General features: G+C 45.4%; 16 protein-coding genes and 1 pseudogene. 4 read left to right on the top strand and 13 right to left on the bottom strand.

Translation table 11 applies throughout. The annotated features are described in order from the left end of the window. Positions 1-297: 297 nt before the first annotated feature. Entirely contained in the window at positions 298-1,143 is an 846-nt protein-coding gene (locus JCM19039_RS20915; RefSeq protein ID WP_042431000.1) for a DNA-3-methyladenine glycosylase, read from the top strand. On the opposite strand, the gene JCM19039_RS20910 is transcribed toward JCM19039_RS20915, so the two are convergent. The 4 genes from JCM19039_RS20910 to JCM19039_RS20900 all read right to left on the bottom strand — a co-directional run bounded on the left by JCM19039_RS20910 (position 1,140) and on the right by JCM19039_RS20900 (position 3,300). Further along, a complete protein-coding gene (locus JCM19039_RS20910; RefSeq protein WP_042430997.1) occupies positions 1,140-2,033 on the bottom strand; it encodes an alpha/beta hydrolase in 894 nt (297 codons plus the stop codon). The genes JCM19039_RS20915 and JCM19039_RS20910 overlap by 4 nt on opposite strands. 2 nt (positions 2,034-2,035) lie before the next feature. Then, the gene (locus JCM19039_RS26120) at positions 2,036-2,191 is read right to left on the bottom strand and encodes a hypothetical protein (protein ID WP_238545183.1); all 156 of its coding nucleotides are present in this window, start codon (positions 2,189-2,191) and stop codon (positions 2,036-2,038) included. Between the two features lie 116 nt (positions 2,192-2,307). Further along, positions 2,308-2,724 (bottom strand): bifunctional 2-polyprenyl-6-hydroxyphenol methylase/3-demethylubiquinol 3-O-methyltransferase UbiG, encoded by a 417-nt coding sequence (locus JCM19039_RS26115; RefSeq protein ID WP_238545182.1) that lies wholly within the window; start codon positions 2,722-2,724, stop codon positions 2,308-2,310. 60 nt (positions 2,725-2,784) lie between these two features. After that, on the bottom strand, positions 2,785-3,300 hold the full coding sequence (locus JCM19039_RS20900; RefSeq protein WP_052399023.1) for a DinB family protein: 516 nt from the start codon (positions 3,298-3,300) through the stop codon (positions 2,785-2,787). Positions 3,301-3,729: 429 nt separating this feature from the next. Between JCM19039_RS20900 and JCM19039_RS20895 the strand changes: the two genes are divergently transcribed. Further along, positions 3,730-4,188 carry a DinB family protein gene (locus tag JCM19039_RS20895; protein WP_042430995.1) on the top strand — a complete coding sequence of 153 codons (459 nt, stop codon included), beginning with the start codon at positions 3,730-3,732 and terminating at the stop codon, positions 4,186-4,188. Continuing rightward, the gene (locus JCM19039_RS20890) at positions 4,185-4,682 is read left to right on the top strand and encodes a cupin domain-containing protein (protein WP_042430987.1); all 498 of its coding nucleotides are present in this window, start codon (positions 4,185-4,187) and stop codon (positions 4,680-4,682) included. Before JCM19039_RS20895 ends, JCM19039_RS20890 begins: the two co-directional genes overlap by 4 nt. 3 nt (positions 4,683-4,685) lie before the next feature. Here the strand turns inward: JCM19039_RS20890 and JCM19039_RS27620 are convergent, their stop codons facing one another. The 6 genes and pseudogenes from JCM19039_RS27620 to JCM19039_RS20865 form a co-directional block, all read right to left on the bottom strand. Then, positions 4,686-4,829 carry a hypothetical protein gene (locus JCM19039_RS27620; protein WP_307190322.1) on the bottom strand — a complete coding sequence of 48 codons (144 nt, stop codon included), beginning with the start codon at positions 4,827-4,829 and terminating at the stop codon, positions 4,686-4,688. An 8-nt stretch (positions 4,830-4,837) separates the two neighbouring features. Further along, positions 4,838-5,682, bottom strand: a pseudogene (locus JCM19039_RS20885) (NAD(P)H-dependent flavin oxidoreductase). Between the two features lie 68 nt (positions 5,683-5,750). After that, on the bottom strand, positions 5,751-6,104 hold the full coding sequence (locus JCM19039_RS20880; RefSeq protein WP_042430983.1) for a phosphotransferase: 354 nt from the start codon (positions 6,102-6,104) through the stop codon (positions 5,751-5,753). Between the two features lie 21 nt (positions 6,105-6,125). Beyond that, positions 6,126-6,641: a hypothetical protein gene (locus JCM19039_RS20875; RefSeq protein ID WP_042430982.1), complete on the bottom strand. Its 516-nt coding sequence runs from the start codon at positions 6,639-6,641 to the stop codon at positions 6,126-6,128. After that, positions 6,628-7,101, bottom strand: coding sequence for an 8-oxo-dGTP diphosphatase (locus JCM19039_RS20870; protein WP_193744323.1), 474 nt, complete (start codon positions 7,099-7,101; stop codon positions 6,628-6,630). The genes JCM19039_RS20875 and JCM19039_RS20870 overlap by 14 nt, the downstream gene beginning before the upstream one ends. Continuing rightward, complete coding sequence (locus JCM19039_RS20865; protein WP_042430981.1) at positions 7,091-7,513, bottom strand: NUDIX hydrolase; 423 nt, start codon at positions 7,511-7,513, stop codon at positions 7,091-7,093. Before JCM19039_RS20865 ends, JCM19039_RS20870 begins: the two co-directional genes overlap by 11 nt. Positions 7,514-7,620: 107 nt before the next feature. Here JCM19039_RS20865 and JCM19039_RS20860 point away from each other — a divergent pair, with 107 nt between their 5' ends. After that, positions 7,621-8,109: a GNAT family N-acetyltransferase gene (locus tag JCM19039_RS20860; protein ID WP_042430980.1), complete on the top strand. Its 489-nt coding sequence runs from the start codon at positions 7,621-7,623 to the stop codon at positions 8,107-8,109. 25 nt (positions 8,110-8,134) lie between these two features. On the opposite strand, the gene JCM19039_RS20855 is transcribed toward JCM19039_RS20860, so the two are convergent. From JCM19039_RS20855 to JCM19039_RS20845, 3 genes are all read right to left on the bottom strand, one after another. Continuing rightward, positions 8,135-8,443 carry a hypothetical protein gene (locus JCM19039_RS20855; protein WP_152550313.1) on the bottom strand — a complete coding sequence of 103 codons (309 nt, stop codon included), beginning with the start codon at positions 8,441-8,443 and terminating at the stop codon, positions 8,135-8,137. A gap of 89 nt (positions 8,444-8,532) precedes the next feature. Then, positions 8,533-8,820 carry a hypothetical protein gene (locus JCM19039_RS20850; RefSeq protein ID WP_042430976.1) on the bottom strand — a complete coding sequence of 96 codons (288 nt, stop codon included), beginning with the start codon at positions 8,818-8,820 and terminating at the stop codon, positions 8,533-8,535. Next, complete coding sequence (locus JCM19039_RS20845) at positions 8,817-9,383, bottom strand: TetR/AcrR family transcriptional regulator (protein WP_042430973.1); 567 nt, start codon at positions 9,381-9,383, stop codon at positions 8,817-8,819. Before JCM19039_RS20845 ends, JCM19039_RS20850 begins: the two co-directional genes overlap by 4 nt. Positions 9,384-9,647 lie beyond the last annotated feature (264 nt).

Here is a 9,647-nt window from a genome sequence, read left to right as displayed (position 1 = left end):
ATAGAAAACACGGCGGGGCGCACTTTGACCACCGATGTTGCACTTGTAGTCTGGACTGCATAGAAAACACGGGGGGCGTAGTTTGACCACCGATGTTGCACTTGTGCTCTGGAGTACATAGAAAACACGGCGGGCGCACTTTGGCCACCGATGTTGCACTTATAGTCTGGACTGCAAATTTCCGCCTGAAGCGGAAATCAACTCAGGAAAATATAAATCTCAATTTACATACACAGCAACCGAAGTAAAATATGGTAAGCTAATGAACACAAAAAAGTGAGGAGGAGCGGTACACTGATGAAACATTTTTCATTTACAGCAAACATCGATTATCTTCGTCGAAACGACGAAGAGATTACCCATTTAATTACAGCTAACCGGGTGATTAAAGCACTTGAGATCGCGGGTCAAAAACAAGTGATTGAAATTCACGAAGCCGGGGATGGAGGCCTTGCTATTGAAGGATGTCAAGGGGACAAACACGAAGTACAAACGTTTATTGATGACTGGTTTGATCTGTCTACTGACTTGACGCCATTTTATGAGATGGCGGCGGTTGATCGTTTGTTAGCCGGTCCGGCAGAACGGTTTTACGGGTTACGATTAATGGGTATTCCTGATCTATTTGAAGCGCTCAGCTGGGCAATTATCGGCCAACAGATTCATTTGAACTTTGCGTATACCATAAAAAAACGGATTGTTGAAACTTACGGTGAACATGTCGGTTTTGGAGCGCATACGCTCTATTTGTTTCCAAAGCCCGAACGGATCGCGGCTTGCACACCGGAAGAGCTTGTCCGTTTGCAATTAAGCCGGCGAAAAAGTGAATACCTTATTAACGTTGCTCGCCTCATCGCAGATGGACAACTGCAAAAGGCTGAACTCATAAAGGATCTACCGAAAGCGCATCACACACTGACGAGTATAAGAGGCATTGGCCCTTGGACAGCCAATTACGTCCGTATGCGCTGCCTCCGCGACCCCGATGCATTCCCAATTGATGATGTCGGATTCCAAAATGCTGTACGTATTGCTTTACAACGCCAAGAAAAGCCTTCCAAAGAAGAGCTACACGTACTTGCTCGTCATTGGGAAGGCTTTACGGCTTATGCGGTGTTCTATTTGTGGCGACTCCTCTATTAAAAACGGTGGAGCCAGTCCACCACATCATCCATCACTTGCTCCCGATTCGTTTCGTTTAAAAGCTCATGGCGAGCCTCCGCGTAATCACGCAACTCCACTTGCAAGCCAACATCTTCAAATCGTCGTTTCATATGCACTGCGCCATCACTAAAGTCGGTAACAGGATCCTTATCTCCACTCAAGATGAGAACAGGCAAATCACGATCCATCTTTTCGACGTTTGCAAGCTTATCGTTTTCCAAAGCGGCGTTCATCATATCATGCATTAAGCCGAGCGTTGCTGCACCGCCACATAACGGATCTTCAATATACTTGTCTACCTCTTTATCATCTCTTGATAACCAGTCAAAAGCTGTTCTTGCTGGTTCAAACGGGGTATTAAACGACCCAAACGTTTGACCGATGACCGCTTCATTACGTTCTCCTCGCCCGTGAATGCTCGCTTGTTCTTTCGCAAAATCACGAACGCTCGCCGCTTCATCTAATAAATGAACTGGAGCACAAAGGATTGCTCCTGTAATGCCTTTATACACTTGCGTAAAGCGTCGTACAACGACAGTTCCCATACTATGACCGAACACATACACCGGAATATCAGGATATTCACTCGTCGCTTTTTCAAAAAGCGTGTGCACATCATCAGCCATGAGATCGATTACATCTGATTCAGGGAACGTCCCACCCGTTTCACCGTGTTCTCTTTGGTCGTGCGCATACACGACAGCACTAGCCTTGTTTAGTACGTTCGCAAACCGTTCATACCGCCCGGAATGCTCAGCGAGACCATGAGCAATAAGAACAATTTTTTTAGGAAAATGGTCGGGTTCGAATTTTCGAACAAATAGATCAGTACCGTCTTTCGCTCGTAAAGTAAATGTTAATGGTTTCATGTTCACTCTCCTTTTTGAAATCGTGCGACGAGCAAACCGTCTTTTCCAAACCGTTGCTCCTCCTCGTCTGTTTCCCGCATGTCACGAATTTCAACCGGCTTCCACGGTGTAAAGCATGCCTCTAAATCGTCTTTTGTAAACCCTAATCCACCTTGCAAACTTCTTTGTCGGTATATTTCGACATCTGTTAAAACAGCGCCTCCTAAAGGTCCATTCGCTTAAAAACATGAAACAGCATAGTACCCACCAGGTTTAAGTGCATGGTGAACGAGCGCTAAGTACTGGATACGTTGATGAGGGCAAGGTGATGAAAGCAGCCAGAATCATAGATGAGATCAAATGCGTGTCGGTCCACATCAAGCTTCAGTACATCTGCTTGAATAAAGTCGACTGACGAGGCGGTTTCTTTAGCCCACCGTATTGCTTCTCTTGACTGGTCTACTGCTAAAACTTGACTCCCATTTTCCGCTAAGAAGTGCGCATTTCTCCCATTTCCACAACCAAGCTCCAACACACGATCAAAGGTTAACTTGTCGTCCTCTACATAAGACACGAGGTTTTCATCGGGGTTAGATGTAAAAAAAGGCACATTTCGTTCTCGATCAGTATAAAATTCATCCCAATCTAGCCGTGGTTTCGTCCCCATCAATTCATCTAACGTTTCCAGTAGTTGTTCGTACGACGTTATCATAGTAAAACCCCCTCCTCCATTATACGATAATTCATGGTGGAGAGGGCGATATAGCGGTGATTATGACCGATTTGTTTTAAGCTCTTGAATTTGTTCAATATGCCGTGTTTCATGCATCGGCAATAGCTCCGCCCATTGTTTTAAAGACAGTCTTCCGAACTTCGGATGCTTTACCGATATGTCTGTGAGCTGCTGTTCATCATCGACTTTGTTAATCACATTGTTAAAGTATACCCGTGACGTTTCTAAACCTTCCATCAGTTGGGTCACTTGAAAAGGGCCAGGGTCAGGAATAGACGTAGAAGGGGCTTCGGTCTTGATCGAACGGTCCAACGCCCGCTCAATCGGTTTCGCCTCTGCCGGAATCTTCTTCCCCCTTTCCAGCCCATAATCAATGGCATCAGCAAATGACCCTTCTGACAAAATAAGGTGGTGACAAATTTGCCCGATACTCCACGCTTCCCGATCCGCGGGCTTTCTGTTCAACTCGTCTTTGCTTAAACTACGAATCTCATCGTATAATCTTGCCCTTGTGCGTATAAGCTCTTCGTGATTAACGATTGACGACACCTCCATCAATTTCCAGATTCTGCTTTCATTATATTCTAACTTTTATGCTTTTTTCCAGCAATTGGCGAATAATTGTCCTCAATATGTTATACTCACACAAAATGTACGACTTGTAGTGCTCGGAAGTGTTTGGTGCTGTCGCTAAGTTGGCGCGATTAATCGTTCTATTTATAGCATTCCTATTTGTAGGCAACCTGATTATCGAACCTGCATACGACATGTTGGCAGTTGGAGAAAGTGCCTCATTCTTCGTCTACACCGGGCTCGCTGTTTTGTTTTTCGTTCTGTATCGTAACAAATTCCAATGGAACAGTTGGTATGAAGGGCCGAGATGGCCGTCCTCGCAAAGCGAAAGTCACGATGACTTGTCACAACGGCGTTCGCAATGCTTATCGCACCCCCAGCCCTTTCCGCAATCATGTAAAGGAGACGGATATGAGAGATCTATTTACTTACAACTGGCAAGTCCGAGACGAGTGGTTCAACTGGTGTGCGGAGCAGCCCCTTGAAGAATTGACTCGTCAACGAGACGGAGGGGTTGGAAGCATACTGCAAACCCTTCTGCATATTATTGACGTAGAAGTGAGTTGGATTCGCGCTGTCATGGGCAAACCAGATGTACCCATCAATTCATCCGAATATTATACACTCAAAGAAATCAGAACACTCTCACAACAACTGCGACCAGAAATCATTTCCTATTTTGATGATGATTTTTTCATGGAAGAAAAGAAAAAAGTATACGCCTCTTGGCTTGATGAGTCGTTTGACAAGAAGGACGTGATTGCCCATGCGATCGTTCATGAAGTTCATCATATCGGACAACTGAGTGTGTGGGCGAGACAACTCAATCAGTTACCTGTTTCAGCCAATTATATCGGGAGGAATCTATGACATCGAAAGCGTACTGGATCCAAGAGTTAAACATGCAATCTCATCGTGAAGGAGGTTATTTCGCCCTGACCTTTCAAGCCGATGGAAAGATTAAAACGAGAGACGGTCGGCTAAGAAGCGAATATTCGAGTATTTACTTTCTCCTTGACCCGTCATCTCCTTCTCATTTCCATCGGTTAAAAAGTGATGAAGTGTGGTACTATCACGACGGAGAACCGTTGACCATTCATATGATTCATCCAGACGGTACGTACGAAGCCATCCGGCTCGGTACGAACGTCCACGCCGGTGAAACGCTGAGTTACCCGGTACGTGCAGGTGTGATCTTCGGTTCAACCGTCCGCCGAGACTATGCGCTTGTTAGCTGCCTCGTATCCCCTGGGTTTGATTATGAGGATTTTGAATTATTCACCCAAAAGCAGTTACTGGCGGAATATCCACAACATGAACCGATTATACGAAAGCTAGCCTATGAACAACTACCCGATGCATAACTGTCACTCTCCGATACGCTTCGTCGTCTCATTCACGATATCCTTCATGAGGTTTGCGGCTGTTTCCCGGCGATTCAGTCGCGTCGCTTGTCCTGCCCAAAGCGACATGTATTCAGAGCTGCCTTGATCACCAGATGCTTTACGGATGCCTTTTGTTACTGCATGTTGTATCGGGTACGGGGCAAAGGGGGTGCCTGTACGAAAATGATCAATGAACGTATTAAGTACCCTCTTGCCTCCTTCCCTGAGAATGCCTTCGTAATCACCGTGCTCGTTTCATCACTTTCAAGTAGCGCCTGTTTATGCAAAGCGTGTGCACCACTTTCTTCTGCTGTTAAAAATGCCGTCCCTAACTGCACACCAGACGCGCCGAGCATTAAGGACGCAGCGACCCCTCTTCCGTCCATAATTCCCCCAGCAGCGATCACAGGGATGTTAACGTGGTCGACAATTTGCGGGACGAGTGCCATCGTTCCAACCATCGGCAAGTGCGGGTACGTTTCAAACGTTCCCCTATGCCCCCCGGCTTCACTCCCTTGAGCAACAATCGTATCAACGCCTGCCGCTTCTAGTTGGATTGCTTCTTGAACAGTTGTTGCCGTACCTGAAGTGATAATGTGCTGTTCTTTTAGTTTTTCCATCTGTGCTTTCGTTGGAATTCCAAAGGTGAAACTAAATACAGGCACTTGTTCTTCAACAATGACATGAAGTTGTTCGTCGAAACTTTCTTGTATACGCTCGATTACTGGCTCATTAATGCCCAGCGTGTCGCGAAAAGGTCTCGTCACTTCTAGCCCATGTTGAATGTGGTGCCTCACGTCCTCAGCAAGTTCCGTTGATACAAATAAATTCACCGCAAACGGCCGCTCGGTTTGTTTTCGTATGTCATGAATGGCTTTGCGTATTTGTTCAGGCGTCATATACCCAGCCCAAGCGTACCTAACCCACCAGCATTTGAGACTGACGCCACAAGTTCAGCTGTCGTTGACCCTCCTGCCATTCCTGCTTGTACGATTGGATAGTTAATCCCGAAACGTTCACTTATTCTCGTTTCATACCACATGCGATTCACCCTTTCGTCCACTCTTTTAACATTTCACAGTGCATGAGAAGATCATTCACGAGGTCAGGGAGCCATTCTTTTGCGATCGGGATTTCTTCTATACCCCCATCCAAAAAGTAGCGAATGCGCTCCATTAACCAGCAGACCGCACCGATGGTCAGTTGCCAATGCACATTCGCATCACCACTTGCTTGTTCGTATGCGCTCACAATTTGCTTCCGTGATCCTTCAGCTGAACGAATTAAACAATACAAATCGCCAAGATGGGGACTCACATACGCCTCTGACCAGTCAAGTATACGGACGTGTCCACCAGTGTAAATGAGGTTTTTCGTATGATAGTCGTTATGGGTTAACACAGGGAGATACCTGTCATCAAGTTAAACAAGGTGGTGGAGAACGACGGGGCGGTATCGTTTTAACCGACTTTCATACAAAGCAATGCAATCAAAGTCTCGCAAGTGATCGTTTACCGAAGTGCCTTGCCCCTTCGCTTGAACTGTCGCCTTGCGGAGCTTCGATAACTGCACTGCAGCCATTTCGTATCCGTCTTCATTCGGGGCTTGTTCGAGATTCGGCGCTTGTAAATCTTGGAGCTTGATTATCGCTAAATCGTGACCTCTTACACAGTCAATAACTTTAGGCACGGCTTCAATCTTTTGTAAAAACTCGTCATAGATCTGGATCTCTCGCGCATTTCTAGCGATGCCTATTTTAAGAATATGAGACTGTTGTCCAGCTGACGCTCGCCAAACTTCTGACAACTCCCACGCCCGCAACTTTTCCCATCCGTCATATTCGCAAAGTCCTAAAACCGTCGCGTAAGGTTGGAGTACGTCCGGGATCGAGACGCCAGACAGCGACCCAACCTTACCTTTCGCACTATGTTTGTTCAATATAGATGTCTCCTTCCTGATCGTTCTCCTCATCCCAAACGACATGGATTTCAAAGGTACCCTCTTTAAAGAAATAAGGGAAACGACGGCGAATCGACGGTTGCATCGGTAGATGATCAACATCATCAATATGTATCCAATTCGGCTTGCCCTCGCTGGCATGAGTCGTTAGTTCACCTGAAAAATGCTCAGTCATATAATTAAAAATCATATAACGGTCTTTCTTTACCGGATTCACAAATTCATAGATGCCTTTATATGTAAGATCCCATACATGTAGCCCTGTTTCTTCATACACTTCCCGTATTGCAGCTGCTGTGAAGCTTTCCGGAAAGGCTACCTTTCCACCTGGAGGTATAAAGCCTTTAAACTCATCATGTGTGCGGTCGAGCAATAGAACGTAGTCCCCGTCTCTAATCAGACAAATCGTCCAAAATTTCACATTCAAGTCACTCGGCAACTATGTCCCCCCCTGACTTCAATAAAGACACTAACCCTTCACAGTCTTCCTCATATGATAACGAAAGGTCACGTAATGTGGACACATCTATCCATTCCACTCGCTCAATAAGGTCATCGGGATCTTGAATGTTTATCTTACCCCCAACAATTTTTATAAGGATATAGTGTACCTGTACACGAAACGGGTCCATTTGCGTGTGCTTAACGTGCAGTTCTTTTATCGCTCGGGCTATGTAACCCGTCTCTTCCCACACTTCACGCACGCAGCATTCCTCGATGGTCTCATCTTCATTCTTTCCACCACCAGGAAGGGCCCACGTTTTCACTTCTTCTGGTGTTCCTTGTTTGACCATCAATAACTGGCGTTGATCATTTACACACACCGCACTCGCTCCTTGCCACAACTCCATTACGGCGCTCCCCTTTCATGTTAGAATGGTGAGAAAATATAGAATAATGATGACTTTATTATGACACTGTTCTGCAAAAATATACAGAATGTAGAGGTGCGACGGGGATGATTGCAACAAAACGCTTATCTGTTCGACCGTACGAGAAGAGCGACTATGGAACATGGAAAGATCTTTATGAAAGCGAAGAATCAGCGCGCACATTCGCCGACCGTATCGCGGTTTACGAGCAGGCCGCTCAAAGAGATGAAATGTACCAGTTCGGGGTGTTCAGAAATTCAGACGAACAGCTAATCGGAAAAGTTGAAGTGTATACGATTCTTCGTATGAGCTATGATTGGGGAATGGTTGGTTATTCGCTACATCCACAGTTTCAGGGAAGGGGCTACGGGGTTGAGATGGTGCATGCAGCGTGTGATTACTTCTTTTCTGAAAAAGGCTTTCGGAGGTTAGAAGCGCATATTGTTGAAGAGAATCAGCGATCGATAAAGTTAGCAAAACGAGCGGGTTTCGCTTTCGAATGTGTCCGGGAAAAGTTCGCTGAAGAAGACAATGTGCGAAGAGACTACCACATCTATTCCAAAAATGGTCCGTGATGAAACGCGTAGCCGTCGCCCCGTGCTACCTTGAGACCCGCCTAATCTTAGTTAATAGCACGAACACGAGTACGATGACAAGAGCGACACAAATAAGTGCACCTACAAGCCCGCCAAAAAATAAGACGAGTGTTGGCAAGAGTAGCATGATTATTCCTGTGAGAAATGTATACAAACCGAGAACTCTTGCGTACTCTTCTTTATTCGTAATCAGTGCGGACGGCGATATGTGAGGCAACGCCAGTCGAATAAGTGTGCGTTTCTTCTTCACGCCAATGAGATAAGCGATGGCAAAAAGCAACATACTCATCGAGATTGACAATACGTGCAACATGAAAAACATGTCCCTTCCCGTTGTGACAGCTTTTGCTATTCATTATTTCAAAGTTTCTGAGCCTATGCGGACGTTTAAGAAAACTGTAATCAAACCCGCATCACTTTTTTTAAGCGTTTGCAGTAGAATTCGATGCCTTCGACGTCATCCATCGTCCGCAGCATCCCATCAATAATGATTTTTCTTGGTGGGTCGTGCTCGAATTCGGCCTCAATGACGCTGATCGCCTCGAGCAATTGTTCTCGCTTTTGTTCAGTAAGTGTCATGTGTGAGAGCAACTGTCTGATCTCTTCTAGAAGATGAACAGCGCTGTCACGATTGCTCGTCCCCATCATACGGTCGTTCATTTGCAAGAGAGGTTGGGGCTCTTCTTTCATCCCAGCAGCCAAATCATCGATTCGTCGACGGATGAATTGTGCGAGTGTGCTCGGTCCAAGTTACTATCCATATCGAGTAATGTTTGCAAATATGATTTCGTAATCCCATCTAACATGATGCTCAAATCGTATATATGAGGTTGAAATTCCTCTCCATAAAGGGCAGCAAATGTCTCGATGTACCACTTTTGCCGCTGTTCTTTCATTTCCCGAACAAATTGGGCAATGGTCGGATTGGTCGATAATTCTTGTTCTTGCAATTGCATCACGATAAAGTCTCGATGACGAAGCACTTCCTGAAAATGTACCGTCATCTGTTGCTCAAATGATTCCCGTGGGTGCAATACTTGTCTACGCACCTCATCAATCTTATGATCTAAACCTTCATAATAGTACTCATAGATTTTAAACAACAGCTCGTCTTTTGAGCGGAAATGCAAATAGAATGCTCCTTTAGAAATCCCACTAATCGTGCAAATATCTTGAATCGACGTCGGGTGGAACCCATCCGTCGCAAACAAATGGATGGCTTTTTTAAGAATGGCTTCTCTTTTTTCATTCATCTTCTACACCTCATCTACCATTCTATCATTGACTGACTAGCCACTTAGCGTAAAAGAGTGACAATCATGTTAAAATGACTGGTCAGTCACTAGAAATGAACGACCGAAACGGGTTCATTTCTATATATAAAGAACTTAACATTTTCCTGATTGCGCAGTTTGTTGTTGCCTTCCACTGCAGGTGGATGCTTGTAGTCTGGACTATAAGGGCAACATCGGTTCGGTAGTGACCCCTGGCTACGGTGTGTGGAAACAAGTCCAAAT

The sequence above is a fragment of the Geomicrobium sp. JCM 19039 genome, from assembly GCF_000698145.1.
GTDB lineage: Bacteria > Bacillota > Bacilli > Bacillales > Marinococcaceae > Geomicrobium_A.
The sequence above is the reverse complement of the archived record's forward strand: the minus strand, read 5'-3'. Positions and strand labels throughout refer to the sequence as shown.

Excerpts from the sequence above, each read along its gene's own strand:
- JCM19039_RS20915 (WP_042431000.1), top strand. The coding sequence starts at position 298 with ATGAAACATTTTTCATTTACAGCAAACATCGATTATCTTCGTCGAAAC.
- JCM19039_RS20910 (WP_042430997.1), bottom strand. The coding sequence starts at position 2,033 with ATGAAACCATTAACATTTACTTTACGAGCGAAAGACGGTACTGATCTA.
- JCM19039_RS26115 (WP_238545182.1), bottom strand. The coding sequence starts at position 2,724 with ATGATAACGTCGTACGAACAACTACTGGAAACGTTAGATGAATTGATG.
- JCM19039_RS20900 (WP_052399023.1), bottom strand. The coding sequence starts at position 3,300 with ATGGAGGTGTCGTCAATCGTTAATCACGAAGAGCTTATACGCACAAGG.
- JCM19039_RS20895 (WP_042430995.1), top strand. The coding sequence starts at position 3,730 with ATGAGAGATCTATTTACTTACAACTGGCAAGTCCGAGACGAGTGGTTC.
- JCM19039_RS20890 (WP_042430987.1), top strand. The coding sequence starts at position 4,185 with ATGACATCGAAAGCGTACTGGATCCAAGAGTTAAACATGCAATCTCAT.
- JCM19039_RS20865 (WP_042430981.1), bottom strand. The coding sequence starts at position 7,513 with ATGGAGTTGTGGCAAGGAGCGAGTGCGGTGTGTGTAAATGATCAACGC.
- JCM19039_RS20860 (WP_042430980.1), top strand. The coding sequence starts at position 7,621 with ATGATTGCAACAAAACGCTTATCTGTTCGACCGTACGAGAAGAGCGAC.
- JCM19039_RS20855 (WP_152550313.1), bottom strand. The coding sequence starts at position 8,443 with ATGTTGCACGTATTGTCAATCTCGATGAGTATGTTGCTTTTTGCCATC.
- JCM19039_RS20850 (WP_042430976.1), bottom strand. The coding sequence starts at position 8,820 with ATGAAAGAAGAGCCCCAACCTCTCTTGCAAATGAACGACCGTATGATG.
- JCM19039_RS20845 (WP_042430973.1), bottom strand. The coding sequence starts at position 9,383 with ATGAATGAAAAAAGAGAAGCCATTCTTAAAAAAGCCATCCATTTGTTT.